The organism is Microcoleus sp. PH2017_09_SFU_O_A (assembly GCF_020738625.1).
Taxonomy (GTDB): Bacteria; Cyanobacteriota; Cyanobacteriia; order Cyanobacteriales; family Microcoleaceae; genus Microcoleus.
Genome location: NZ_JAEQCF010000041.1, coordinates 1 through 26,283 on the forward strand (window position 1 = coordinate 1; position 26,283 = coordinate 26,283).

Consider the following 26,283-nt stretch of genomic DNA (forward strand, 5'->3'; position numbering starts at 1 on the left):
TGAATTCATAAGTCAGATTGAACACTTGCATCACCTCCTTGTTTGATTTTACCCAATTTCTACAAAATGGCAACAGGATTTCTAGAATAAAGTAGTCCTGGAAGGACGAGGCTCTAACCCCCTAATTTTTGTAGAACAGGAGATCGAGGACATTGCAGTTTGTCCTGTGCCGGAAATACCGGAGCAAGTAGCGGTAGAAAAAAAATCTCCATACTGCTACTAACTGTGCTAATTTCAATGTGAGCTGTAAACAATCATGCGGGAAATCTGCCAGAGCGTGGAAACCATATTTCAACTGCTGTTAGACGAACTCAAAAAGTCCACTCGCGCGTCTGAGCAGAATTGCCAAGATGTAGCAGGGCGACTCGCAGCAGAAGTCAACAGGATATGCACAGAAAGTCAGAGAATTCAAAACTCGGGAGACATAGAGGGTTCAGCCCAGAGTCTAGCTCAGCACCGCTTGCAACAATGCCTCCACTATTACACTTTAGGCTCCGGGCCCGGGCGAGTAGAATTGCACAGTACCCTCAGCGCGATCGTCTATCGCTACATCACCCCTCCACAGGTGCAGTCTAGCTATCAGGCGCGAGTAGAACTGATCAAAGATTTCTTGCAAGGATTTTATCTGGAAGCTTTAAAGGCATTCCGGCGGGAAACCGAACTGCCACCTACCTACAGTCCTCGCACTCGCTTAGAACTAGCAGAGTACATGGCCTTTGTAGAGCGTTTTGGCAAGCGACGCATTCCTTTGCCTCGCAACCGGAGCCAGCAACTAATTATTTTGCGGGCCCAAACTTTTTCCCAGCAGCAACCCAAAGAAACCTCCGTGGATATGGAACAAGCCGCCGATGGAGGGGCTTCAGATTCCGACCAAACTTGGAACGACACGTCGGTGCACTCGGTGCGGGAAGCGATGGCAGGACAGGGTTCCTCGGCAATTCGCCCTCAAGGCGAAGAGTCAGAATCTCTGCGGCAAAATGTGATTGATGAATTAGTGGCGTATTTGAAAGAGCGCAACCAACAAGAATGCGCTGATTATTTCATATTGCGCTTGCAAGACTTGCCGACTAATGAAATAGAGTCGCTTCTAAACATAACTCCCCGTCAAAGAGACTATTTGCAGCAACGCTTTAAGTACCATTTGCTCAGGTTTGCCATGTCGCACCGCTGGGAACTGGTTCACCAGTGGCTGGAAGCAGACTTAGATAAAAATCTGGGTTTGCTGCCTTCCCAGTGGCAGATATTTGGCGACCAAATCGGGCCAGAGGGGCAGCGTTTGTTAAAGTTGAAGCAACAGGGTCTGTCGGAGTCAGCGATCGCGCAAACCCTCGGCAGCACGGTAGCCCAGGTACAGAAACGGTGGTTTAAATTACTCGAACTTGCCTGGGAATTACGAAATCGTTCAGATTCCGGAGAAGGGGCATCTAGTGATGAATAACGAAACGAACAGGGATGCAGAGGCTTTCGAGCGCCATTTCTTAGACTGGGTATTGCAGGCGCCGATCGAGAATGCCTCTAGCGAAGATGAGGAGAACTTCAATCTGCCCCCTTCTTCAGAAGAGTGGGGCAACGAAGACAATTCTGGGGTGGAATACTGGGAATGGGACGAACCAGACCCGCTGGATTATCAAGTGAGGGGGCACAGCAATGCACCCGCACAACCGCTGACTATTGGAGATATACCGACCGTGCAAGACCGTTTTCAGACCTTGTTAAAAGAAAGGCTTAGAGCCGAAATCGAATCCAACCCGCCTCTGTTCCCCTGGGAAACAGAAATTAAAAGTTACGACCACGACTACCCAGACGATGTAGCCCCCCAATGGGTTCCCCCCCTACACATCTGGACTCCCCAACTACAAAATATTAGATGGGGTCGCCTGCCAATTCCGATCGCCCAAGGGGTTTTTGCTCAACTGCTAGAACCTTGTCAGGAATTGGTAATGTTGTCACTGCGGGAAGGAGCAAAGTTAGTCCGCGCTGTAGATAGCTTGTTTCCAGACCAGTCTCAGGAACTTAACGAATTAGCTGGTATGGTACTTCTGGGTGCGACAAGAGGAATTACAGCTTCAGAAGTAGAAGATTTACCGAATTACGAAGTGGCAACTACCGATCAACAAATGCTCATGTCGCTGTTGGCCGCCCGAGAAATCATTGACTCTCTAACTTTGGATTGTCCTGTAAATCAGCCGCCGGTTTCCCGAGAATGGTTGACAGCTTTGGGTTCGCTGACTCTGCAAGCTCAATACCTGTCCAACCGCAATACAGAACCACCAAGGCCGTGTTTAAGAGTTGAATGCGAATTTCCTGGGGGAGGAAGTTTGGAACTCAAGGGAGGAGATGCCGAAGCAACTGCACATCGTCCGAATTCCGGGCATTTAAGTGTGGAGTTGTTCGATCCGCAACCGGATAAGATTTATGCCTTAGAAGTTCGATTCCAAAACTTCGAGACTAGACCTCTGATGTTTGCTATTCGTCCAGTTTTGTCAGGACAAGATAGCAACTAGAAAGTTTAGTTGACAGTTGACAGTTGATAGTTGACAGTTGACAGTTGACAGTTGACAGCTACCTCTACCTGGAATGAAGAAGATTGGAGTAATGAATACTCTAATTTTATTTTATCCCTACAAGGGAGAGGCTTTAAGCCAAGTCTTTCTGGTAAAATTAGAGTAAATAATGTATGTTTTTCCTCTAGGGTTTGACCTCACACACAAACAAATTCAATCCCCCGACCTCGCTCGTGAAAAGCAAAAAAAATTAGATTTTAGTTAAAGCCCTCTCAGATTTATCTGTGGATTCAATCTAAAATCTAAAATCTAAAATCTAAAATCGTTGGATGGGTGCACATGACAACTGATAACCTGCGAAAGATACCTGTTTTGGGTAAGCTGTGGGAGCAGATTGAGGCGATGCCTCCGCCGGTGATTGAGGATTCTTTGCTGCTGCGAATCCTGGTTCAGTTGTTGGTAATTGTGGGCATTGTGGCGACAGACGTTGCTGCTGAAGAAGCGCTGAACCTGTGGGCTGTGCCTGTTAGCATTGTGGGGGCAACTTGGAGTTGGTACCGCCGCCGCGATCGCAATGTGGCTGCTAAGTTCTGCATAGCTATTGCCATGCTGGTGGCGCTGTTGGCTTTTTTTACCCGTTTGGTAGGAGAATTGAACGATACCCGGTTAGTTTTGGCGCAACTGTTAATTCACATTCAAGTGCTGCACAGCTTCGATTTGCCGCGCCGCAAAGATTTGGGCTATTCGATCGTCATCGGGTTGATTTTGTTGAGTGTAGCGGCGACTATCAGTCAAACGCTGACTTTTGGGCCGTTGCTAGTGGTGTTTTTGGCTTTAGCGCTGCCGACTTTGGTGTTGGATTATCGATCGCGCTTGGGACTTTCCAAGGCAGACGATAGCAAGCAGAAAGTAGAAGGTGCAGCCAAAAATAAGAACTGGTCACTATTTGCTGCTACTCTATCCCCCAAGTATTTTGGTTGGCTGCTAGCGATAACTCTCGGGTTGGGGCTGACTATTTTTGCGTTTTTGCCGCGCCTCCCGGGCTATCAGTTGCGGACTTTTCCTGTCAGTGCTCCCATTCAATATCAGGGGGAGTTTGACTCGCGCAGCATTTTAAATCCGGGGTATGTCAGAGGGGGAAATGAACAAGGAAGTGGCGGAGGAAGGGGGAGAAACCCAGACAAAGGGCCAGGAGAGGTGGACTCTACTTTTTATTACGGTTTCAACCAGCGCATCAATCAGAATTTGCGGGGGGAAATGAAACCCCAAGTGGTGATGCGCGTGCGATCGCAAGCGGCGGGTTTTTGGCGGGTGTTGGGCTTTGACAAGTATACTGGTCAGGGTTGGGAAATTTCTCGCAACGATCGAGCTGAAAAGGTGAATAGACCTAGGTGGTCTTTTCAATTTTATCTGAATCCTTTTCCGAATGCGCCTCGGATTCAAGAGGTGATTCAAAGTTATACTATTATTGCTCAGTTGCCGAATTTGATTCCGGCTTTGGCTAAGCCGAAGGAACTGTATTTTCCGACGATGGATGTGGCGGTGGATGCGGAGGGCGGTTTGCGATCGCCTGTGGAATTGCGGGAAGGTTTGACTTATACGGTGATTTCTAATGTACCTGTTCGCGATCGTTCCGGGTTGGGGCAAACTGGTACTAATTATCCGAAAAATATTCGCAAGTTCTATTTGGACGTGCCGCCGAAAATTGCCGCCAAGGTGCGAGAAAAAACAGAAGAAATTTTGTTGGCGAGAACAAGAGTAGCTAAGTCAGACAGGGCGATCGATTCTCCCTACGAAAAAGCTTTGTATTTAGCTCAATATTTGAAGCAAAATCCGAATTATAAACTTGTAAAAGCTTTGCCTTACTTGGAAGAAACAGAAGATTTAGTCGAAGGTTTTCTGTTTGGCTATCAAAACACGCAAGACGGTAAAAAGGTTACAGGCGGATATCCCGACCATTTTTCGACGGTACTGGCAATTATGCTTAGATCGATCGGGATTCCGGCGCGAGTGGCTGGCGGTTTCGATACGGGGGAGTTCAACCCGTTTACTGGTTTGTATGTGGTAAAAAATACCGACGCTTTCATGATGACGGAAGTATATTTTCCCAATTACGGCTGGTTTGGTTTTAATCCGATTCCAGGTTATCCGTTGATGCCGGCTTCGGTGGAAGACAACCAGACTTTTAGTGCGCTGGAATGGTTTTGGAAGTGGATCGCAGGTTGGCTACCGACGCCTCTGAGAAGCGGGCTGGATTCAGTTATCAGTTTTGCGATTGGCTGGATAACTTTGATTCTGGGCTGGTTTCTGGGACAGTTTGCTAAGGGTTGGGTTGGGTTGTTTACTGGGTTGATTGGTGCGATCGGCTTTGGCTTCATTGGCTGGTTAATTTGGCAAGGGTGGCGCAAGTGGCGCTATCGGCGTTGGCTGGGTAAGTTACCGCCGGTAGAGGGGGTTTATCAGCAAATGTTGAAGGATTTGGCGAGTCGGGGATTTGCCAAGCAGAAAGCTCAAACGCCTTTGGAGTATGCTGAGGCAATGCGCGGCCATCATGCAACCGATGAAGCTGAGGTAATTGAGGAAGTTTCGCAAGCTTACGTGCGGTGGAAGTACGGTGGCGAAGCGGGAAATTTGGATCAGTTGCGGCGGTTGGTGGATAATTTAAGGCGATCGCACTTAAAGAAACTGAAAAACCGCTGGTTTTCAAAGTTCACAACGCCCAACCTCAAGTAAAGGTTCGTAGTGAGGAATGCAAGTCCGCATCAATCAGAAGACTCAAAGGTTCGTAATGAGGAATGCAAGTCCGCATCAATCAGAAGACTCAAAGGTTCGTAGTGACGAATGCAAGTCCGCATCAATCAGAAGACTCAAAGGTTCGTAATGAGGAATGCAAGTCCGCATCAATCAGAAGACTCAAAGGTTCGTAGTGAGGAATGCAAGTCCGCATCAATCAGAGGACTCGCATTCCCAACGATCAAACCAATTGTATTAGGGTTTATAGCCCCCATTCCGCACCCAGGGAAAACCCATGAAAAATAGATATTGCGATTGCTTCGTCCCTCGCAATGACAATTGATAACTCAATACGGTTGGGTTAATGCTCTTCTCTCAGAAATGAAGAAGTTTTATCTTTCTGTGGTTGGGACTATATTCTGATGGCTATATTAAGTGCAAGTTCAGAGATAATTAATCTTACCATAATTCTAGATCGCTTATGACTTTTTCTAAATCAATCTTTTTCGTCATGTCCTTCGGCAAATAATCAAAAACTTTCTCTAAAACTTCCACAGACACATTCTCGATCAACCAATCATCACTAGAATCATTCTCCAGATTCAAAAAATACTTTAAACGTTCTTCTATCGACTCCTTATCTCCTTTATCCACTTGTCCAACTCGCTCAAACCAATTCCCTTGGGAGTCCTTAAAACAATTAGCATCAATAGTACATATCTGATGCACTAAAGCCAATGAATTGCGATCGAGACCATTTTTGCTAGTCGAGTTAATCGGATACGCTGTTGGCAAACCTTTACAGGTTTCTTGGAAAGTTAAGGGAATCACGGTAAAAGTTTGTAAGCATTCAGACTTATCTTGAAATTGGTCGATTTCCCAAAAGAGATAATGATGCTCTCCCCGCAAAACCCTACTATAATTAACTATTAGTTTACAATCAACTGTCTTGCATTCCATCTCGTCTGGTTGACTTAAATCATAAATGTGATTATGATTGTGTTGGCAACGAAGAGATACTTTCTGGGGATTCACTAAATAAATCCAACCTTGACGAGGTGTTTTTCCAGCCACATTATCACCCTAATTCATTGATTAATTTTTGTCTTTCTGTCTCTAGATTCAGCCTCACCACTTGATCTTGTTGATGGCTATCTTTAACCTCAATCATTGGCGCAGTGCTGTACACATACTTTAGCAACTTCTGGATTTTATCCTGTCCTGAACCTGCCCATTCTTTCCGAATGTTTTCTAGCATTAGTTTTAGTCCTACAGGTAATTCTAAATCATCGATATTACCTGCTTCGGCACCAAGTCGGATAAATATAGTTTCTCCCACAAATTCTTGAACAATTGTTTTGCCATTCATTTGATTTAAGGCGACTATTATGTCTTCGTTCCAAGGGCTATAGTGATAATAACGCCAATTGAGCTGCGTAAGTTGTTTGTTTGTCCATTTGACAGCATAAAGGTCGGCTAAATATAAGAATTTGATTAATTGGTTTTTTGTAATATGACCTTTGGTGGTGTAAACAAAATACTTGATGAGGGTTTCTAGCATGGCTTTGATTCTTTGTATAGCCTTTCAAGCGAAAGATGAGGTACTATCCAGAATAGGGCATAGGGCATAGGGCATAGGGCATAGGGCATAGGGCATAGGCGAAACCGGGCACGCAGGCATACCTCACCACGCTTGAGAACCGCTATAGGTGCGTCGCTATTATAAAAATTAATTAATTCCATCGATAATCTGAGGGCGATGTAGCTTACGACTGTTGGGAAAGACTAAAAGATAGGGTTGTTTATTCAACTGTTTAATAACCAAGGTGCGTCGCTATGAGATTGTCGATTTTGATCGAGGGATTATCCATGGCGACGCACCCTACGAGTGTTACTTTTCAGAAGCTACGCACTGCGATTAAAGAAACCGGGTTTTTAGCAGAATTTACGCCTACAGCGAAGTAAACGCGTGAAAAACCCGGTTTCTGGACACCCGCGCGCAAGTCCTGAATCGTACTTTAAACGTTACATTTTACTGATGATTCTTTGCACGATTTCTACACCTGTTACCGCCTGCCAGCCAAATAGCCCCAACAGCCCCACATTTAGAACGATGTGAGTGTATCTCGCCCAATTTTGACCTTTTTGCATGAACGGAGTCAGAGACGCTGAAATGGCAATTATAGCGGTCATTCCCAAGCCTGCTACTAGGTGCGGGGCGACAAATAGTTTGCCGTTGTTGATGTAGGTGACGGCCATTCCGCCGATCGCACCTGTTACCATCAAGCCTAGCAGCAAAGAGCCCATCTGATGGTGCTTGATATTGAATTTGCCCTTAATTAACTCTTTCTTGACATCACCTTCCGCACTTCTGGTACGGCGGATTTGAATTCCCAGATACAAAGCATAAAATGAGATTGCTAGCAATACCCACATTAAAACTGGGTGGAAGAATTGACTCCAAACTTTCACAGACTGCGGAATTTCCAGATTCATAGTGTTCTCAGGATTAGTAAACATACTTCATAAAACTTAGCATACCAGTAAGTCCGTCTCGTGCGACGGTACAAATATACGGTATGAGAGACTATTATGCCTGCCACTAAACAAGACGCTGTATTGATCCAAGCTGCCAAGACTGGCAACATTATTCACGTCCAAGCCTTACTCGCTAAGGGCGTTGACGCTAACGCCAAAGACTCTGAGGGGACGACGGCTTTGATGTTTGTCGCCCAAAAGGGCTATACGGAAATCGTGCGTATTTTACTAAACAATGACGCTAATGTCAACCTCGCAAGCAGACGTTTTGGCCTCACGGCTTTGATGTTGGCTGCGGCTAACAAACAGGCTGATGTTATGCGGCTGTTGTTGGCTGCGGGTGCTGATGTTGATGCTAAAAATGATGATGGAAGTACGGCTTTGATGGCGGCTTCTCTCAAAGGTGATATCAATGTTGTCCGGCTGTTACTTGATGCTAAGGCTGATGTGAATGTCCGAGATAAAGATGGAGATTCGGCTCTGAAAATAGCTGCTTTGTCGGGACACGAAGCTGTTGTTCAAGCTTTGGCTGATGCGGGTGCTGTTGCTGATAATTCTATGCTATTTTCAGCTATTAGTCAAGGTAGCGCTAAAATTGTCCGAATTTTGCTCGATCGCGCTGCGGATGTTAATCTTAAAAATCAGAGGAGCAAAACTCCTTTGATGCTGGCTGCTACGGCGGATAATTTGGCGGTAGTCGAGACGCTGCTAGCCGCTGGTGCTGATTTGGAAATTCCCGACAAAGAGGGCGAAACTGCTTTAACTTTGGCTGCGGATTGCGGTAATGTTGATGCGGTGCGAGTTTTGCTGGCTGCGGGTGCTAATGCGAATGTCAAAAGTGGAGATGGCGGGACGGCTTTGATGGCGGCGGCTGCTGGGGGAAATTTGCCAATCGCACATATCTTACTAGATGCTGGCGCGGATCTCAACGCGAAGGACAGAGATGACGAAACTGCGTTGAATTTTGCCGTGGTTGAAGGCTGTCAAGATGTGGTGGAATTGCTGTTAAACCGAGGTGCTTATGTCGGTTCGAGAAATCGGTTGGGCGATACGCCTTTGCTGGTGGCGGCTGTTCACGGTCACAGTGCGATCGTATCCGCTTTGCTGCAAAAAGTAAACTCAAATCGTCCAGATTTCCTGAATGCTAAAAACTTTGGCGAGACAGCTTTGACTCTAGCTGCGTTTCACGGACATACTGAAACGGTGAAAGCCTTGCTTGACGGCGGTGCAGATCCGAATATCCCGGCGGATTTGGGGAAAACTGCTTTAATGAAGGCGTGCGATCGCGGTTATATGGCGATCGTCAAAATATTAGTCGAAAAAGGTGCAGATGTCAACTTGCTCGATGAATCCGGCGCAACCGCTGTGATGTGGGCCGCCCATCGCGGTTATGCTGATGCTGTAGAGATTTTAATCGCTGCTGGTGCAGAGTTAAATCACAAAAATCCGGGAAATTATACAGCTTTAATGTTAGCTGAATTTAAAGGTTATTCCACTGTCGTGAAATTGCTCAAAAATGCCGGAGCTCAGGAGTAAATATCGCATCGTGGGAGATGCAGACGGCGGTTGAAACCGCGTCTATACAAACCAACCAGACGGCGGTTGAAACCGCGTCTATACAAACCAAGTCCGCCTCCGCGGACTGAAGAAAATGCTGTGTCAAGAAAAAACGTAATGTTAACCATCCATTCTTCAACCCGCGGAGGCGGGTTTTGTTTTTGTAGACGCGGTTTCAACCGCCGTTTTATCTTAACCCGCAAATCTTGTCTCAATCGGCTTTACGCACCCAGCCATTAATAGTAAACCTACTATCAGCAAAAGCTTTAGAGGGACAGCTAACTCGCAAAACTTCGTGCATATAGCGACTCAGAAAAAATACAATACTATTATTCCGAGGTTCAACCGTTCTGAATGTCTCATCTGCAACATAAAAATTGTTCTCGACTTTGCTATCGTAAATCAGCAATTCCCCGCCTGAAAAAGCCTTAGGTTCTCGGTTGAAATAATAAACGTAAGTAAAAAATCTGCTTGCGGTATCTGGCGAACCGCTGTCGTTGTGAAGTTTATAAAAGTTGTTGTCATTGTGCATAGTTAACTGAGCTTCTATGTCACCAAGCGCAAATGCTGGGATATTTAATTTACGCAGCACATCGGGGAGAATTGCTTTAATGCGATTCACCATCAGTGTAGAAAATTCCGGGAAGGAGTGGAGCACCATTGAGCGACGGTAATCTTCGGCATTTGTTGAGGTACTGGTAGTTACAAATTCTGACTCTTTGGCTAAAACATATTTGATTAGTTTGTTCTTTTCTGCGGTTGTCAAAAAGTTATCTATTTGGGCGTAGCGAGATATTAAATCGTCATTTACGGGTGCAGGGGCGGGAATTTCTGCGGGAATTTCTGGGGGAATTTCTGGGATAATTTCTAGGGGGATTGCTGGCTGCTGCGGTTGCGGTTGCTGCAAGAAAATTGGGGGTTCGGTGACTAATCCGACGAGATGTTCGGCGGGAAACGAAAGGCTGGAACGCCCGTCGTCTATGGGGATTTGGAATAAGGTGGAAAAACCTACTGTCTGTTGCTGGCGATCGACTAATGCTTTGACAAGGTTGTGCAATAATGGTGTGTCGGATTTGAGCGTAATAGTGCACTGATGTCCGCCGGTAAGCAGGATTTTAACTTTTACGTCTTGGGGTTTAATTTGCTGTTCACTGTAAGTCATAATTTTTTTAAGGACGCAACTGGGAACTCGTTAGGACATAATAGTGTTGATTGGTGTCACAGTCTTCTCGATCCCCCCTAGCCCCCCTTAAGAAGGGGGGGACAAGAGTATCAAAGTCTCCCGTCTTAGTAAGGATAAGAGTATTCTCAAAGTCCCCCTTCTTAAGGGGGATTTAGGGGGATCTAGACTCGGATACCAACGAGAGATACAAAGAATTTTAGACTTAAGTTGACACCGGCGAACACTATTGTATCCCTATCATAGGCTACACAATTAAGAATTGCTAGGCATTATTCCTAATGCAAGAAGTGGCGGATATCAGTGAAAACCATGGTGATTCCGAGTTGGTTGGCTGCTGCGATCGAATCTTTATCGCGCATACTTCCTCCCGGTTGGACGATCGCAATTATCCCCGCCTCAGCCGCCGTTTTTACGGAATCGTCGAAGGGGAAGAAGCCATCGCTAGCCAAAATCGCTCCTTTACTCTTCTCTCCCGCTTGTTCCAACGCTAGTTTAACCGATCCGACGCGGTTCATTTGTCCGGCGCCGACACCGATTGTAGTGCGATCGCGCGTCACAACGATCGCATTTGATTTAACGTGTTTCGCTACTTTCCAAGCAAACAGCAATTCTTCCCACTCTCCCGCCGTCGGTTGCTTCTCGGTAACGGCGCGCCATTTGCTAGTTTCTTCTACTACATTATCCGATTCTTGCACCAGCAAACCGCCTGCAATTACTTTCACAGTTTGCGCTGGCCCTCGATTCAAATCCGGCAAAATCAATACTCGAACTTTCGCCTTTTTCTTGATAATTTCTTCCGCTTCCGGTTCGCAGCCTGGGGCGACAATACACTCTAAAAATGTCTTAGTTAGCGCCGTTGCAGTAGCAGCATCAATCGGGCGATTCAGGGCAACAATTCCGCCAAAAGCTGAGACTGAATCCGTGTCAAAAGCTTTTTGATACGCTTCCGAAATAGTCGAGCCCAAGGCTGTACCGCAAGGATTTGTATGCTTCAAAATCGCGGCGGCGGGAGTCTCGGGAAATTCTACAATTAGCCGCCTTGCTGCTTCTAAATCTACTAAATTATTGTAGCTCAATTCTTTGCCTTGCAGGATGGTGCTAGTTGTCCAGCCTGTCGGTGCATTTCCGCTTTGATACCAGGTGGCGGCTTGGTGGGGGTTTTCGCCGTAGCGGAGTGTTTGCAGCTCTGTTCCCGATACGCTAAACTCCTGTGGTAGCTTCGATTCTGGCTCGGATTGGCTGCTGAGATAATTTGCGATCGCGCGATCGTAATTTGCTGTATGCTGAAATGTTTCTAACGCACATTTTTGCCGAAACTCTAAGGATGCTTCCGCGCCGTTTTGCCGAAGTTCTCCTAAATAAGTATTGTACTGTTCTGGATTGCACAAAACTGTCAAATGAGCGTGATTTTTAGCTGAAGCCCTCAGCATCGCCGGCCCGCCGATATCTATATTCTCAATTGCGTCTGCTAGAGTAACTCCAGGTTTGGCAATAGTCTGTTCAAATGGATACAAATTGACTACAACTAGATCGATCGCCCGAATTTGATTTTCCGTTAAATCCGCGAGGTCTTGCGCTACATCGCGGCGTGCTAAAATACCTCCGTGGATTCGCGGGTGAAGTGTTTTGACTCGCCCGCCCAAAATTTCGGGAGAACCAGTATATTCCGCAACTTTCGTGACAGGGATTCCTGCTTCTTTGAGGGCGCTTGCTGTCCCGCCGCTGCTAATTATGTCAAATTCAAATTCTTCTACTAGACTGCGCGCTAAGTCGATTAGCCCGGTTTTATTGGATACGCTCAGAAGTGCTAGACGTGCCATTGGTTTGAAATTGCGATCGCAAAAATAGACAGGTTACATTGTATATCAAATCTGTCCGCAGGTAGATATTTTGCTAATTGGTAATTGTGATTATTTCCTGAGAGTTAAAGCATGAGCCTGCTTGTGAGCCAGCGAACTTACTTCAAAATCATATAATAATTTATACTTGGCAATTGCTTCTAAATATTTAGAATAGGGGGAGTCGATAGTGTTATTTTGTCCCCTAGGAGGCTGATTGAAGCCATTTCTCGCCTTAATGGTTAGTTTGCCAACTACGTAAATCCCGATGTTGTTGAAATTACTTACTCAAGTGGAATAGATCATTCCATGGAGATAGATATTAAATCTCAAAGATATTTTAGGATGAATTATAAAAGTAATGTGTTAGCATCGAAGGGAAATTGTTTTCTGCCTAGATTAAAATAAAAATTTCGCGATCGCAACACCTTAATAAAAAAATGGTAGGTTTAAATATGTTTTTTCATGAAGCTGATTCAGAAAATAAGGTCAGTAATATTAGAAGTACCCACAAAACACTTTCTAAAAATATGAACAATAGAATGGACTGTCAAGAGTTACCCCAAAAAATAGCCGATGATTGCATAGAAGCCAATTTTGGACAATCTGACAGTATTAGTATTTGCGAAATGCAAAAAATGCAAGAAGCAATTGAACAGTTAGAACACGATTTAAAAGCTAGCGAATCTCGGTTTCGGAATGCGATCGCCAAAAATGCCGACGGTATCGCAATCGTCAACAAGCAAGGGATTGTCTGCTTTGCCAACCCGTCAGCAGAAGCGCTCTTTAACTGCAAAGCAGAGCAACTTTTAGGCCAAGCATTTTTTGGCAATTTGGTAGTAGAAGGTTCAGCTTGCGACATTGAGATGGACACGGATATTATTCCCCAAGTTGGAGAAACAGAAGCAGCAGGAATGCGCGTCGTGCAAACAGAAGTTGAAGCTATTCGCCAGCACAAAGCAAATGCTGTAGTAGAAATGCGGGTGGTGGAAACAGAATGGGAGGGAGAAATGGCTTATTTAGCCACGTTGCGGGACGTTACCGATCGCAAGCGCGCAGAAGAAATGCTTTGGTTGTACGATCGGGCTATGGCTGCTACCAGCACCGGAGTTACCATTGCTGACGCCACCGATCCAGAACATCCAATTATTTATTGCAATCCCGCCTTTGAAAGCATGACAGGCTATCGACGGGAAGAAATTATCGGGAAAAACTCGCGATTTTTGCAAGGAAGCGATACCGATTCCGAGGCACTAGAAATAATCCGCCAAGCCTTGACAACCGAAAGCGAATGTCAGGTAATATTAAAGAATTACCGCAAAGACGGAACAATTTTCTGGAATTCTTTCTCAATCTCTCCAGTGCGCGACAAAAAAGGCAAATTAACTCATTTCATCGGCGTACAGAGAGACATCACAGATCGCAAACAAGCCGAAGAATCCTTGCGAAATTCCGAAGCACAAAGCAGAGAACAATCAGCACAACTAGCAGCAGCACTTGACGAACTAAAAAATACTCATTCCCAATTAGTTCAAAGCGAAAAAATGTCCAGTTTGGGATTGCTAATTGCCGGAGTCGCTCACGAAATCAACAACCCCGTCAGCTTCATTCACGGAAATCTCGCTTACCTCAAAGATTATATCCAAGACTTATTTCACCTCCTAGAACTTTACCAACAAAATTATCCCAATCCAGTCGCTGAGATTCAGCAAGAAACAGCAGAAAACGATCTCGACTTTTTAGCTGAAGATTTACCCAAAATCATGTCTTCAATGAGCGTAGGCGTCGATCGCATTTGCCAGATTGTGCAGTCGCTGCGGAACTTTTCGCGGCACGACGATTCACAGATGAAACCAGTTAACCTCCACGAAGGTATTGACAGCACGCTGTTAATTCTCAATCACCGCTTGAAAGGAAACGGCGAAATGCCGCCAATTCAAATTGTCAAAGAATACGGAAATTTGCCGCTTGTAGAGTGTTTTGCCGGGCCGATAAATCAAGTTTTTATGAATATTCTCAGCAATGCAATTGATGCTTTAGACGATCCGAACATTAGGGAAGATTTTCAAGAAATGCCGGAAAATTTCCGCCAGATTAGAATTTGTACCGAAGTTATCGGCAATGTTGTAGAAATCAAAATTTCTGACACCGGGCCGGGAATAACTGAGGAAGTCAAGCAGCGCATATTCGATACATTTTTTACTACCAAACCCGTTGGGAAAGGCACGGGAATGGGTTTGTCAATTAGCTATCAAATTATTGTAGAAAGACATCAAGGAGAATTATATTGTACTTCGGAATTGGGCAAAGGCACGGAATTTATTATCAAAATGCCGATCGCACATTAGTGTGGTTAGCCATAATAAAAATTGTTTGTAGATGCAGCAGACGGCGGTTGAAACCGCGCCTACACAGGCAAAACCCGCCTCCGCGGGTTGAAGAGAAGAGTAGTCGATGAAAATTATTTTACCCTTTTCCGTCGGCGTCCGGCGGACTACCCTTCGGGAAGGCTAACAGGTTTTTATAGGCGCGGTTTCAACCGCCGTCTGCATCTGGGTAATTGCTCTCTTCAACCCGCGGAGGCGGGTTTTGTTTGTGTAGGCGCGGTTTTAACCGCCGTCTGCATCTGGGTAATTGCTCTCTTCAACCCGCCTCCGCGGACATCGCTTGTGTCGCCGCGGTTTCAACCGCCGTCTGCATCTGGGGATTTAAAAAACCTCCGCACCCTCCAACTTCTTCATAGTTTCAACCTTAGCCCTCGCCGCTTCCCCGCAAGTCTTCGGAGTCGGAAACATCTTTCCAGGATTCGCCAAACCTTTCGGATTAAAGACGTGACGCACCCACTGCATCGTCTCCAAATCTACCTCCGAAAACATATCCGGCATAAAACACTTCTTATCAGCACCAATCCCGTGTTCCCCCGAAAGACTGCCGCCAACTTTCACGCACAGCCTGAGAATTTCCCCGCCCAATTCTTCCACCTTTTCCAGCGCACCTTTTACCGAATTATCGTACAGAATCAGCGGGTGCAAATTCCCATCTCCCGCATGAAATACATTCGCAATTCGGTAGCCGTATTTCTCGCTCAAACCCTCAATTTCTTTCAAAACATAAGCCATTTGCGTGCGCGGAATTACCCCATCTTGCACGTAATAATCAGGGCTGAGATGACCCGCCGCCGCAAAAGCAGCTTTCCGCCCTTTCCAAATTTTCATCCGCGTTTCCGGATCGTGAGCCGTGGTGATATTTCGCGCTCCATTCTGCTTGCAAATATCAGAAATTCGCTGTTTATTTGTAGCAACTTCCACTTCTAAACCGTCGATTTCTACGAGCAGAATTGCTGCCGCATCGCGCGGATAACAACCAGTTGCTACGACATCTTCCACAGCATTAATGCTGATATTGTCCATGATTTCCATGCCGCCGGGAATAATCCCAGCACTGATAATATCGGAAACCGATTCGCCCGCTGCTTCTATGCTAGGAAAATCTGCCAACAGAACGCAAATAGATTCCGGCGCTTTCAGGATTCGCAAAGTAACTTCTGTGGCGATGCCTAAAGTGCCTTCGGAACCGACAAATACACCAGTTAAATCGTAACCTGGCATTTCGGGAATTTCGCCGCCGACATCGACAATTGAACCGTCGGGAATTACCAATTTCAATCCTAAAACGTGATTGGTTGTCACGCCATATTTGAGGCAGTGTACGCCACCAGAATTTTCGGCAACGTTGCCGCCAATCGAACAAATAATTTGACTGGAAGGATCGGGCGCGTAGTAAAAACCTGCGCCGCTAACTGCTTGCGTTACCCAGTTATTAATTACTCCCGGTTGTACGACTACTTGCTGATTTTCTAAGTCAACTTTCAGGATTTTTCGCATCAGGGCTGTGACAATCAGCACGCAGTTTTCTACAGGTAAAGCGCCGCCGGAAAGCCCGGTACCCGCACCTCTAGCCACCCAGGGAATGGAATTGCGATCGCAGATTTTGACCACATTTGCCACTTCCTCGGTAGTTCGCGGCAATACCACCAGGGCGGGGCGCTGGCGGTAGCTAGCAAGTCCATCGCACTCGTAGACAATCAATTCTTCACGGCGCTGCACTACGCCGTTTTTGCCGACTACAGCCTCAAATTCTTTAATAACGGGTTTCCAGTTGCGATCGGTTGCTACGGCTATCATTAGTAACTTATTTTTAAGGGTTGCAATACTGACACTGACCGGGATCGGCAGTCTCTCGACCGTCGGGAAACAGTTCTTCTTTAGTATAACCGCAGTTTTTGCATAGATAAATTGTCGATCGCACTAGCTGAGTCGGAAAATAGCAAAGTCCGCAGGGCAACCCCATTTTCCTCTGGGAAATCTCAAATCCCGGCCAACCGCACTCCGGGCACAATTGCTTAAATTTTTTAACTAAATCGAGAGTTGCATTTTCGATGTTTTTCATCCGAGTGGGATTGTACATCGCCCGCATATCTGTTTCGACGTGAACTTTGCCAGTTGAGGATTTTTTCAAGCCTGCTGATACAGCATCAAAAAGTTGTTTTTCTGTCGCAATGCCCTTGACAATTTCCCCATTACCTAGTGCAGCATCGCCAACTACAACAACCAGTCCGTGTTCGGGAAATCCAACTTTTTGGGCAAAATCCTCGGCTTCTTCTATACTTGCAACTAACTGGTGACTGTAATTAGTTTCCAATGACAAAGATTCGCCGACAAGTTCGATATTGTTAGCTCTATCTAATAAAATTACAATTTCTCTGTTGGCTGGCAGATACGGCATCATTGGGTGAGGGCCAAAAGTACCTTCGCTCGCAAATGCTAGAGTTTCGCCCGCAACTTCTAGACCTTTTTCTGCTTTCTGGCGAGCCGCTTCTATTTGAGTACCTAAACGCTTAACTTCTCTAGTGAACGTGCCGAATGCGTCAGTATCAAAATTCGCAGGTACGCTAATTATAACGCCTAATTCTCGTTCCAAAATGGGAGCCATCACCCGTTCTTTTTGGTGCATAGTAGCAAGAACTGCGGTGCGATATCTCAATAATTGAAGTAGATTCATAGACTCAGAGGACAGAGACATATTGCAGCATTATTTCATAACAGAGGACTCACATACACCCTGCGACCTAAATTATCAATTCAGCACTCAATTATCAATCTTATACCATCTCAACTGTTGCTACAACATAATTTTTGAGTTGGTTTGCTCAATTTGCGATGGCATAGGTGCGTCGCAATGAGACGATCGATTTTATACTAGGGATTTTTAATTGCGAGGCACCCTACCGCTAAAATTATTCAATCTTCAATCTTCAATCTCAAATCTCAAATCTCAAATCGTGTTAATTGCCGCCAGTAACTCCCCCAGCCTGACCTCTGAGTACAAAAATTACTCCCGTCATAATTAGCCCCACGCCTACCAACCGCAGCGGTGGCAAAGGCTCGCCAAATACAATTTTGCCACCCAAAACAGTAAACAAGTAACTAATTGACAGTAAAGGCGAGACTATGCTAATGTTGGCGCGAGACAAAACTACGATAAAGCCGATCGAAGAAACTGCATACAAACACAGACCTCCAACTATCAAAGGCTGAGTTGCCATTGCGATAACTTTTTCAACTAAATTAGCAGCGCCAATCGGTCCTAATATTTTCGCTCCCGCTTTCAGACTAAATTGACCTACAACACTGCACAAAATAGCAGCGAGCAAAACTAGAAAAACGCTTCTACTCATAAGTTTAAGTAACCTATATTACAGCAAAAATTGCCATTCCAAAAAACTGGAAAAACTTAAATTAAGTTTTGTTGAGTTTTCTTCACCACTAATAATTTAAGCATAGATACTGGAACAGTAAGTATTGTCGATCGCCAGTAACGCCTGGAACAAACATATGGCAGAACAGACCAACACCAGCGAGGAATACAGTCTCGAACTCTCGATACTCATGCCCTGCCTCAACGAGGCAGAAACTTTAGAAATCTGTATCGAGAAGGCACAGAAGTCCCTGCGCGAACTTAATATTGCCGGCGAGGTCATCATAGCAGACAACGGCAGCACTGACGGTTCTCAAGATATCGCCACCCGATTGGGGGCCCGAGTCGTACCCGTAGCAGCCAAAGGCTACGGCAGCGCCCTAATGGGAGGCATCGTAGCGGCGCGCGGAGTTTATATTATCATGGGCGACGCTGACGACAGCTACGACTTTTCGCACCTCGGCGCCTTTGTCGAAAAATTGCGGGGAGGCTGCGATTTAGTCATGGGAAACCGCTTTCAAGGGGGCATCAAACCAGGGGCCATGCCGCCGCTGCACAAATATTTAGGAAATCCGGTGCTGACATGGGTTGGGCGGTTATTCTTTTCAAGTCCCGCCGGCGACTTTCACTGCGGGCTCAGAGGTTTCAGGAGAGACTCAATTTTGAAACTCGACTTGCAAACAACCGGTATGGAATTTGCCAGCGAAATGGTCGTCAAAGCCTCGCTGTACAAGTTGGGGATAACTGAAGTCCCAACCGTACTCTCTCCCGACGGCCGCAGCCGCCCGCCACACCTGCGAACTTGGCGAGATGGCTGGCGGCACCTCCGATTTTTGCTGCTGTACAGTCCCCGGTGGCTGTTTCTGTATCCCGGTACGGGGCTGATGATGTTGGGTTTAATAGTTGGCATTTGGCTGTTGCCCGGTACTCAAAAAATCGGGAGCATCAGCTTTGATGTACATACGCTATTGTATGCTGCGATCGCAATTATCGTCGGTTTTCAAGCCGTAACATTCGCTTTCTTCACCAAAATTTTCGCCATCAGCGAGAAACTGTTGCCGCAAGACCCCAAACTCAACAAAATATTTCGCTATGTCACCCTAGAGACAGGATTGATCGTGGGAATCACGCTAATATTAATCGGAATAATTGGCTCGTTCTTGTCATTAACTATCTGGAGCAAAACAGATTTCGGTTCTCTAGACTCCTCTAAAACTCTCCGTTTAGTTATTCCCTCCCTCACGTGCCTGACAGTAGGTTTGCAGATGGTTCTGTCTAGCTTTTTTCTCAGCGTTCTGAGCTTAAAACGTAGGTAAAATAATTCAACCTCAAATCTTATTACAATTGTCAGCAAAGATAATTTGAACCAGCCCAAAAACAGATACAGGCTGTCGGCGCATGGAGTGGATATCCCCAGACTTTAGACCAAATTTCAAGCTACCCAATTCATCTGTGGAGTAAATCTAAAATCTAAAATTTAAAATTCAGAATCGACAGACTTGTCCAAATGCTGCGTTAAAGCGGTCAGGAACAATCAGACTTCACCCATCTAATCTGTACATCGAAAACCTCAAATCCTATGACAGTAACTGAAAACAATTCCAGCGAGTATATCGGCCCCAAGCTAGGTGGTTTCGCCACTAAACTATCTTGGTACGCCCGCCAAAAAATGTTTGATTTGCTCCTGGGATTAGCCAATCCCAGCGACGACACAACCGTCCTGGATGTAGGAGTAACTTCCGACCGTCGCGAAGATTGCAATTTCTTTGAAAAACTCTATCCATACCCCCATAAAATAACCGCAGTCGGCATGGAAGATGCTGCCTTTTTAGAAGAAGAATATCCCGGTTTAACATACGTCCGTTCCGACGGGTTGACCTTACCATTTCCCGACAAAAGTTTTGATTTAGTCGTGAGTTTTGCCGTAATCGAACACGTCGGCAATAGGACTCAGCAAAAAGCTTTTGTTCGGGAACTTTGCCGAGTCGGCAAAACTTGTTGCATCACCACTCCCAACCGCTGGTATCCCGTAGAATTCCACACTGCTGTTCCCCTAATTCATTGGTTTCCCCCTTCTTGGTTTCGAGCTTTGTTGAGATTGCTCGGCAAAAACTTCTTTGCCAAAGAGGAGAATCTCAACCTATTATCCGAGAAAGATGTGTTAAAGATGCTGCCAGCAGATGCTCAAGTTTCTACCAGACATTTTCGGCTTCTCGGTTTGATATCCAATCTGCTCTTTTATGTTAAAAATCCCCTTTGATTAGATAAGGATCGCGAATTAAATAACTTACAATTTTAATTGTTATTGTGGGATGGGCGTCCCGCCCATCCCACAAACTTGTGTAAATTATTTAATTTGCGATCCTTATTTAATTCTCATTCCTAAGACTCGGCGGTTGAAACCGCTACTACACAAACGAAGTCCGCCTCCGCGGACTAAAGAGTAAAGTTATTGTAGGGTGTGCAATGCGTACCTTACTGCTATGAGTAGCGTATCATGTAAGACTTTTTTCAGCTTGCTTTGATTCTAGCAACTGTTCAGAACTACAAACCCATAGAGATGGCTTTAGTTCCCAAATCTAACACAAAATTTTCTCCGTCTTCATAAAGTTTTTTGCGACTTTTTGCAAGTTGCCGCACGTTATCGCGAAAATCGTGAGAGAGTTTTGCTTGCAGTCGAAACCAAGATGACAATCCAGGCCCCGAAGTATCTACATCTGCGGGATGATTGAGACTCCAAGACGAATAAGCTATGTATCGAATAGATTTTGAAACTAAATAGTTTGCTAAGGCTTCAGGGCCTTTGAATACAGGCATACCGGGTGGCAAACTTGCTCCCCCCGGCCAGTCTGCTAGGAAAATTTGATTGCGTTTGAAGTCGAGGATAAAAGGTGCATCTAGTCTGGTCAAAACTGTTTCTCCCTGTGGCACAGACTCCTGTATTGCTACGTACTGCGACTTTTGCTTTGCTGTAACTAATGATGGATTTGTCAGCCCAAATTCTATATTTTTTACATAAGCTGAGTAAGTCTGTTTAGTGATAGCCCAGTTATAGCTAATTGCCAACCCCGCACAAAATACAGCAGCAATAAAAAAGTTGGCTGCTCCGTTTTTGTTTAATGTTCCTGTGTCGGTCATTGCTACCGCGATCAATATTAAAATTGCTGGGAAAAGGTGAGAAAACGAATAGCGAAAAGGGTCGGCATTTTCGGTAATTACACCTACAGCAATTGTCGCCAATCCCGCTGCAATTGTCATTGATAAAACTGCTTGGCGGTTCGAGAACGAAGGTTCTTCGGGTAAATTGCCAAACTTCCATGGTCGGATGCTCAAGCTCAAACAGCCGAGAAATATCAGTATAAAAACATAAATACCTTGGAATGCTCTCATGGCGCTTTTCGCAGTTCCTAATAACGTCGAACCTGATTTGAAGGTAATGCCGTAGGCGGAGGCGTGATAGCCTTTTCCCAAAAGAGGATACAATAGAGTGCCTGAGGATTGATACATTGAAATCATCCAAGGCAGTAGAAATACTCCCACTAATACTGTTGTCAATACCAATTCAAATAAAACTTTTTGTTTGGATTCGGAGCTAATTAAATAGCAAATATAGCTGGTGGCAAATAGAAAGACACAGGCGGGTATTAGCGATGATTTTAAAGCACAAATAGCCGCTGCAATTAAAGCTAATATACAAGCATTTGCCGCCCAATGGTTGCGTTCTATCTCTTTACTGTCAAGCGTCCTGAACAAACTTACAAATAAAGCGACTGGCAGCATGAGACTTGTAGTGTTAGCCTTGGGAAGTGGAATCAAAAGCAAGAATAAAATAGTGAAGACGATTCGTTTGGTTGAAACTTTATTTTCTTTGAAAAATCCTAGGATTAGTCCGACAGTAATTATCAGGGGCAAAGCGGGGTCGATGAGGTTGAGATTAGTGTCGGAAAGTCCGCTTAAAATCAATGCTTGGAGAAATGACTGCCCACCTAAAGATACTATTCTTCGTTCGCTAAAAGGGTCTGAACCCATCGAACCGAGTTGCAGCATTTTGTGGGGAAATACTAAGTAACCGTGGTAGTCGTCGCTAGTATTAAATCCGTCAGCATAGACCATATTTGCAAAGTTGTGTCTACCTGTATAAAGCCATCCGGCGTATTGAATTAAAATTAGTAGACTAACTATGGCAATGGCTGCTAAGATGACTTTATCTTTGCGGCATTCTTGAAATAAGTGCCAGATATTATTAATAATTAATTGTCTGTGATTTATTAAATCTACTAGACAGTAAATGAGTCCCAAACCTAAAAAAAATAGAATTGTGGTTTGGGAAATAGTCCAGGTTGCATTTAAGATGCCGCCAATTAGAACGCTAAAAGCTAGACCCCAAGCGGCTCTTTGTCCCCAGTCAATTCGCTGGTTGGGAAACAGGATGTGGTTGAAGACTTTTCCCCAACCGATGAGGGATAGTAGCAGGCAAATACCGTAGGAAAATGAGATGAGGTATGACATCATTGCTGTAGGAGTTGTATCTATTAAATAGTTAACTTTTTAGTTGATTAGTTGTCAAGTGTCGGCTATTTTTATAGGGAGGGTTTTCGATTATACAATAGAGGGTGGTTTTCGTCAATTTATTGTTGATTGTTTATATTAATTAATGGCGATAGAAAAGGCTGTTAATGGCTTGGGAATTTATTTTTTAGTGAGAGATGGGGAAGCAAAGATCGATCGCACGCTCGAACACAAAAAGATCGATCGCCCAGCAATATGTTCTTTCCTGCGATGGAGGGAAAGGTTAGCGGGGCGATCGGCATTCTACAGACATCGTGTCTGTACAGACAGCAAAAAGGCAGGCTACCGGAAATCGGCCCAGCCTTTGTACTGTCGCATTTTGTCGGGAATCTATTGCAGAAGTGCGATCGAGGGTGCATCGCAGTTCATCTCCAGGTATTCGGCTGCGATCGCGAATCCCGAAACCAAAATTCCCAAATTCTGCCTTCGGAGAGAGTCGAAGCTCAAAATTAAACAAGTGTGGCTACAGCTTATCAATGACCTAACATTAAATTTTATCAAAGATTCTGGTACGTTTCCGAATTTTTCATGTATCGTTACAATATGCTCATCTGCCATATCTAAAAAAAATTTAATGAGGTAAAAGCCATGATCGCAAGTTGCTTGATTCCGTTTACGCTCTGCTTGCTCGCTGGACTCGTGACTGCTGGGACTGACAAGAGAACGCTAGACGGGATTCCGGCTCCCATAGCTGCAATTATTGGGGTGTGTTCGTTAATTTGGTTTTTTGCGGTCTGTCCTTGGCCTGTTGAACTCGCTCTAGTGTTGGTGGTGCTGGTTTTTGGCAAAGCTTATTTGCAAGATATCTTGAAAGTCGGTTGAATTCTGAGGGCTAGCGCTCCTAGATTTGGGCTTGCGCGACGATCGATCGTTGGGTGCTTCTATTTTCTTCAAAAATTTTCGATTGTGGCGATGGTTTCCGTTGTGTTCTGCGAGCAAACCGCCACGGCCAAAGCAACCGCAGCATTGGTATTTTTATTTAGGAATGATAATTAAATAACTTACAATCTTTATTGTTATTGTGGGATGGGCGTCCCGCCCATCCCACAAACTTGTGGAAGTTATTTAATTCTCATTTCCTAGCTAGGGCTTGCAATTCAAGTCTCAGGTGGTGCCTCGATCGCAGATAATATAAGGTGCGCTTGCGGCGCACCCTAGAGATCGAGCAAGTAAAATGGCGATCTGTTAAATTGGCAAGCGATTGATATCTTTATTAGAACCAATTACTACCATCACCTCGCCGTTTTTCAAGCGTTCGTTTGGCTGGGGATTGATCTCGAACTTGTCGGCGCGACCGACTGCGAGCAAGTTCAAACCGTACCGGCGCCGGAGATCCAAATCCGCAATGGTTTTACCGTCAAATTTTTCAGGAACGAGCAACTCAACAATGCTGTGATTTGGGTCGAGGTCAAAGCGTTCTAAAATGCTGGGTTGTGTAAGAATGCGGGCTAAAGAGCAGCCCATTTCTCGTTCGGGAAAAACTACATGATCGGCGCCGACTTTTTTCAACAGTTTTAAGTGAGTTTCCGAGGAAGCTTTGGCGATGACGTGAGTTACCCCGCCTTCCTTGAGGTTGAGGGTGGTGGTAATGCTTTCGGCGAGGTAATTGCCGATCGCCACAATCACTGTTTCAAATTCAAATATACCTGCTTCCTGTAGAGCGCTAGGCTCTGTAGAATCTAACTGCAAAACGTGAGCCGAAATGCGATCGCTCAAAGCTTGAGTTACTTTTTTTTCGTCGGTGTCAACTCCCAGGACTTCGTAACCCAAGCCGTGGAGAGTCGAGCACACAGCTCTGCCGAAACGTCCCAAACCAATAACTGCAAACTGCTTGTTTTCCGCGCGCAAACTGCGGAAAAATCTTAAAGATGAAAGGTTCACGCTCATATTCAGCGCTGAAGGTCTGGATATTCAAATTTTAGCATAGACAGCGCTGCCTCCTTTTGATTTTTGAGTAAATAGTAAAAGTTGATTTGGGTTGTGATATCGTTTCCGGTTGCATCGGAATTATATATTTGAATCGTTGAGCGTGCGAGCGTCTCGCTCGCGGCCTGAATCGCGAGCGAGACGCTCGCACTACATAATTCCGATGCAACGGGATTTGATATGACCCATTGTTTAGATTATCAGAAACGAGGCAGGATTTTGCTATCCGACTAACAAACTTTCCTCAGCATACTTAAAAGTTCTGGGTTTGGGGTCGCCGAATGCGGCACTCATCAGCAGCAGCACGCCAACCCGACCTATGTACATTGTCGCAATCAAAATTAATTTGCCGATCGCCGAAATCTTGGCTGTAATCCCTGTGGAAAGGCCGACCGTGCCAAAAGCTGACACTGCCTCAAACAGCACTTGGATAAATTCTAGTTCGGGATTGGTCAGTTCAATTAAAATTGCAGATGAGAAGGCGACTAACAGCGAGCCGAAGACTACGCTAATGGTTTTCAGAATCAGGGCTGCTGGGATTTGACGCTGATAGGACTGCACCTGTTCCTGACCTTCGAGAACTGCTGCGGTACAGCTAAACAATATCCTAAAAGTTGTGGTTTTGATGCCGCCACCGGTGCTACCGGGACTGGCGCCGATAAACATGAGGGCGATGGTCAAAAATAGCGCGGCTTCGCTCATTTTTCCAATGTCAATTGTATTAAATCCTGCCGTGCGGGGCGTCACAGATTGAAACCAAGCTGCCATCACCTTTTGAGGAAAATTTAGAGGCCCGAAAGTTCCTGGGTTGTTGTATTCCAGCACTAAATATGCTAGGGTTCCTAAAATTAAAAGGACAGCAGTTGTACTGGTAACGACTTTGAAATTCAGGGAAAAAACTGTGCAGATGGGGCTTTTGTTGAAGCGATCGCGCAGCCACAGGTACATTTCCATAATTACTTGATAGCCGATGCCCCCAAATACGATCAATCCGGTGACTGTGAAGTTAATCACAGGCGAATTGACGTAGCGGATTAAATTATCTGAATAGATGCTAAATCCGGCGTTATTAAAAGAATTCACACTGTGAAAAATAGCAGACCAGAGACCGTCTTTAAATCCGTATTCTGGGACAAAAACTAACATCAGCAAAAACACTCCAGTCAATTCAAACAAAGCGGTTGTTGCTAGAATTGACTGCACGAGTTGTAATACTCCGGCTAGTCCCGATTTGTCAAGTGATTGTTGCAGGGCAATTTTGTCTTTTAAACCAAAGCGGCGGCCCAATAGCAGCAGTAAGAAGGTTGTGGCTGTCATGTAGCCTAAGCCTCCTATTTGCACCAGTAACACGAGGCACAGTTGCCCCCAAAAAGAGTAATATTTTCCGACATCTACAACCGATAACCCTGTGACGCAGACAGCGGAAGTAGAGGTAAAGAGTGCTGTGATTGGATCGCTCCAAGTTCCATCAATTGTGGAAAATGGCATCATTAGTAGTAGAGCACCTGCGGTAATGACGGCGATGAATCCTAAACAAATAGTTCGCGAGACAGTCATTCGATTTTAGATTTTAGATTTTAGATTTTAGATTGGGGATTTTGAGATTTTGAGATTTTGGGATTTGGGATTTGGGATTTGGGATTTGGGATTTGGGATTTTAGAGGGAACCCACAAATCG

The 26,283-nt window shown here is 45.2% G+C and carries 20 protein-coding genes; 9 read left to right on the forward strand and 11 right to left on the reverse strand.

Annotated features, from left to right (window positions below; translation table 11 throughout):
* Positions 1-256 precede the first annotated feature (256 nt).
* The 3 genes from hetZ (at position 257) to JGK16_RS16700 (ending at position 5,237) form a co-directional block, all read left to right on the forward strand.
* Positions 257-1,438, forward strand: coding sequence for a heterocyst differentiation protein HetZ (gene hetZ, locus JGK16_RS16690; protein ID WP_293181759.1), 1,182 nt, complete (start codon positions 257-259; stop codon positions 1,436-1,438).
* Entirely contained in the window at positions 1,431-2,504 is a 1,074-nt protein-coding gene (locus JGK16_RS16695) for a hypothetical protein (RefSeq protein ID WP_293181761.1), read from the forward strand. The genes hetZ and JGK16_RS16695 overlap by 8 nt, the downstream gene beginning before the upstream one ends.
* Before the next feature lie 339 nt (positions 2,505-2,843).
* Positions 2,844-5,237 (forward strand): transglutaminaseTgpA domain-containing protein, encoded by a 2,394-nt coding sequence (locus tag JGK16_RS16700; protein ID WP_293191431.1) that lies wholly within the window; start codon positions 2,844-2,846, stop codon positions 5,235-5,237.
* A 459-nt stretch (positions 5,238-5,696) separates the two neighbouring features.
* Here the strand turns inward: JGK16_RS16700 and JGK16_RS16705 are convergent, their stop codons facing one another.
* The 3 genes from JGK16_RS16705 to JGK16_RS16715 form a co-directional block, all read right to left on the reverse strand.
* A complete protein-coding gene (locus tag JGK16_RS16705) occupies positions 5,697-6,311 on the reverse strand; it encodes a type II toxin-antitoxin system PemK/MazF family toxin (protein WP_293181765.1) in 615 nt (204 codons plus the stop codon).
* A gap of 4 nt (positions 6,312-6,315) precedes the next feature.
* Positions 6,316-6,798: a type II toxin-antitoxin system antitoxin SocA domain-containing protein gene (locus JGK16_RS16710; RefSeq protein ID WP_293191427.1), complete on the reverse strand. Its 483-nt coding sequence runs from the start codon at positions 6,796-6,798 to the stop codon at positions 6,316-6,318.
* A gap of 464 nt (positions 6,799-7,262) precedes the next feature.
* Positions 7,263-7,733 (reverse strand): DUF4079 domain-containing protein, encoded by a 471-nt coding sequence (locus JGK16_RS16715; RefSeq protein WP_293181769.1) that lies wholly within the window; start codon positions 7,731-7,733, stop codon positions 7,263-7,265.
* 96 nt (positions 7,734-7,829) lie between these two features.
* Between JGK16_RS16715 and JGK16_RS16720 the strand changes: the two genes are divergently transcribed.
* The gene (locus tag JGK16_RS16720; protein ID WP_293181771.1) at positions 7,830-9,311 is read left to right on the forward strand and encodes an ankyrin repeat domain-containing protein; all 1,482 of its coding nucleotides are present in this window, start codon (positions 7,830-7,832) and stop codon (positions 9,309-9,311) included.
* A gap of 232 nt (positions 9,312-9,543) precedes the next feature.
* Here the strand turns inward: JGK16_RS16720 and JGK16_RS16725 are convergent, their stop codons facing one another.
* Positions 9,544-10,494, reverse strand: a complete 951-nt coding sequence (locus tag JGK16_RS16725) for a 2OG-Fe(II) oxygenase (protein ID WP_293181773.1) — start codon at positions 10,492-10,494, stop codon at positions 9,544-9,546.
* A gap of 296 nt (positions 10,495-10,790) precedes the next feature.
* Positions 10,791-12,335 carry a bifunctional phosphoribosylaminoimidazolecarboxamide formyltransferase/IMP cyclohydrolase gene (gene purH / locus JGK16_RS16730; protein WP_293181775.1) on the reverse strand — a complete coding sequence of 515 codons (1,545 nt, stop codon included), beginning with the start codon at positions 12,333-12,335 and terminating at the stop codon, positions 10,791-10,793.
* Between the two features lie 548 nt (positions 12,336-12,883).
* Between purH and JGK16_RS16735 the strand changes: the two genes are divergently transcribed.
* A complete protein-coding gene (locus JGK16_RS16735; protein WP_293191425.1) occupies positions 12,884-14,701 on the forward strand; it encodes a PAS domain S-box protein in 1,818 nt (605 codons plus the stop codon).
* A gap of 360 nt (positions 14,702-15,061) precedes the next feature.
* On the opposite strand, the gene glcD is transcribed toward JGK16_RS16735, so the two are convergent.
* The 3 genes from glcD to JGK16_RS16750 form a co-directional block, all read right to left on the reverse strand.
* Entirely contained in the window at positions 15,062-16,537 is a 1,476-nt protein-coding gene (gene glcD / locus JGK16_RS16740; protein WP_293181779.1) for a glycolate oxidase subunit GlcD, read from the reverse strand.
* Positions 16,538-16,550: 13 nt separating this feature from the next.
* Positions 16,551-17,414, reverse strand: coding sequence for a DUF6671 family protein (locus tag JGK16_RS16745; RefSeq protein ID WP_293191423.1), 864 nt, complete (start codon positions 17,412-17,414; stop codon positions 16,551-16,553).
* Positions 17,415-17,697: 283 nt separating this feature from the next.
* A complete protein-coding gene (locus JGK16_RS16750; protein ID WP_293150051.1) occupies positions 17,698-18,090 on the reverse strand; it encodes a transporter in 393 nt (130 codons plus the stop codon).
* Positions 18,091-18,247: 157 nt separating this feature from the next.
* Here JGK16_RS16750 and JGK16_RS16755 point away from each other — a divergent pair, with 157 nt between their 5' ends.
* Together JGK16_RS16755 and JGK16_RS16760 are read left to right on the forward strand one after the other, a co-directional pair.
* Positions 18,248-19,426, forward strand: coding sequence for a glycosyltransferase family 2 protein (locus JGK16_RS16755; protein ID WP_293191420.1), 1,179 nt, complete (start codon positions 18,248-18,250; stop codon positions 19,424-19,426).
* Between the two features lie 263 nt (positions 19,427-19,689).
* On the forward strand, positions 19,690-20,370 hold the full coding sequence (locus tag JGK16_RS16760; RefSeq protein ID WP_293181785.1) for a class I SAM-dependent methyltransferase: 681 nt from the start codon (positions 19,690-19,692) through the stop codon (positions 20,368-20,370).
* Positions 20,371-20,654: 284 nt separating this feature from the next.
* Here the strand turns inward: JGK16_RS16760 and JGK16_RS16765 are convergent, their stop codons facing one another.
* Positions 20,655-22,622, reverse strand: coding sequence for a hypothetical protein (locus JGK16_RS16765; protein ID WP_293191417.1), 1,968 nt, complete (start codon positions 22,620-22,622; stop codon positions 20,655-20,657).
* 252 nt (positions 22,623-22,874) lie between these two features.
* Between JGK16_RS16765 and JGK16_RS16770 the strand changes: the two genes are divergently transcribed.
* The gene (locus tag JGK16_RS16770; RefSeq protein ID WP_293181789.1) at positions 22,875-23,132 is read left to right on the forward strand and encodes a hypothetical protein; all 258 of its coding nucleotides are present in this window, start codon (positions 22,875-22,877) and stop codon (positions 23,130-23,132) included.
* Between the two features lie 135 nt (positions 23,133-23,267).
* Positions 23,268-23,501: a hypothetical protein gene (locus JGK16_RS16775; RefSeq protein ID WP_293151796.1), complete on the forward strand. Its 234-nt coding sequence runs from the start codon at positions 23,268-23,270 to the stop codon at positions 23,499-23,501.
* A 363-nt stretch (positions 23,502-23,864) separates the two neighbouring features.
* On the opposite strand, the gene JGK16_RS16780 is transcribed toward JGK16_RS16775, so the two are convergent.
* The gene (locus tag JGK16_RS16780) at positions 23,865-24,560 is read right to left on the reverse strand and encodes a TrkA family potassium uptake protein (RefSeq protein WP_293181801.1); all 696 of its coding nucleotides are present in this window, start codon (positions 24,558-24,560) and stop codon (positions 23,865-23,867) included.
* A 267-nt stretch (positions 24,561-24,827) separates the two neighbouring features.
* Positions 24,828-26,162 carry a TrkH family potassium uptake protein gene (locus JGK16_RS16785; RefSeq protein WP_293181791.1) on the reverse strand — a complete coding sequence of 445 codons (1,335 nt, stop codon included), beginning with the start codon at positions 26,160-26,162 and terminating at the stop codon, positions 24,828-24,830.
* Positions 26,163-26,283 lie beyond the last annotated feature (121 nt).

Coding starts and splice junctions, on each gene's coding strand:
- glcD (WP_293181779.1), bottom strand. CDS start 16,537: ATGATAGCCGTAGCAACCGATCGCAACTGGAAACCCGTTATTAAAGAA.
- JGK16_RS16755 (WP_293191420.1), top strand. CDS start 18,248: ATGGCAGAACAGACCAACACCAGCGAGGAATACAGTCTCGAACTCTCG.
- JGK16_RS16770 (WP_293181789.1), top strand. CDS start 22,875: ATGTTCTTTCCTGCGATGGAGGGAAAGGTTAGCGGGGCGATCGGCATT.
- JGK16_RS16775 (WP_293151796.1), top strand. CDS start 23,268: ATGATCGCAAGTTGCTTGATTCCGTTTACGCTCTGCTTGCTCGCTGGA.
- JGK16_RS16700 (WP_293191431.1), top strand. CDS start 2,844: ATGACAACTGATAACCTGCGAAAGATACCTGTTTTGGGTAAGCTGTGG.
- purH (WP_293181775.1), bottom strand. CDS start 12,335: ATGGCACGTCTAGCACTTCTGAGCGTATCCAATAAAACCGGGCTAATC.
- JGK16_RS16750 (WP_293150051.1), bottom strand. CDS start 18,090: ATGAGTAGAAGCGTTTTTCTAGTTTTGCTCGCTGCTATTTTGTGCAGT.
- JGK16_RS16765 (WP_293191417.1), bottom strand. CDS start 22,622: ATGATGTCATACCTCATCTCATTTTCCTACGGTATTTGCCTGCTACTA.
- JGK16_RS16745 (WP_293191423.1), bottom strand. CDS start 17,414: ATGAATCTACTTCAATTATTGAGATATCGCACCGCAGTTCTTGCTACT.
- JGK16_RS16785 (WP_293181791.1), bottom strand. CDS start 26,162: ATGACTGTCTCGCGAACTATTTGTTTAGGATTCATCGCCGTCATTACC.
- hetZ (WP_293181759.1), top strand. CDS start 257: ATGCGGGAAATCTGCCAGAGCGTGGAAACCATATTTCAACTGCTGTTA.
- JGK16_RS16720 (WP_293181771.1), top strand. CDS start 7,830: ATGCCTGCCACTAAACAAGACGCTGTATTGATCCAAGCTGCCAAGACT.
- JGK16_RS16710 (WP_293191427.1), bottom strand. CDS start 6,798: ATGCTAGAAACCCTCATCAAGTATTTTGTTTACACCACCAAAGGTCAT.
- JGK16_RS16735 (WP_293191425.1), top strand. CDS start 12,884: ATGAACAATAGAATGGACTGTCAAGAGTTACCCCAAAAAATAGCCGAT.
- JGK16_RS16715 (WP_293181769.1), bottom strand. CDS start 7,733: ATGAATCTGGAAATTCCGCAGTCTGTGAAAGTTTGGAGTCAATTCTTC.
- JGK16_RS16695 (WP_293181761.1), top strand. CDS start 1,431: ATGAATAACGAAACGAACAGGGATGCAGAGGCTTTCGAGCGCCATTTC.
- JGK16_RS16725 (WP_293181773.1), bottom strand. CDS start 10,494: ATGACTTACAGTGAACAGCAAATTAAACCCCAAGACGTAAAAGTTAAA.
- JGK16_RS16760 (WP_293181785.1), top strand. CDS start 19,690: ATGACAGTAACTGAAAACAATTCCAGCGAGTATATCGGCCCCAAGCTA.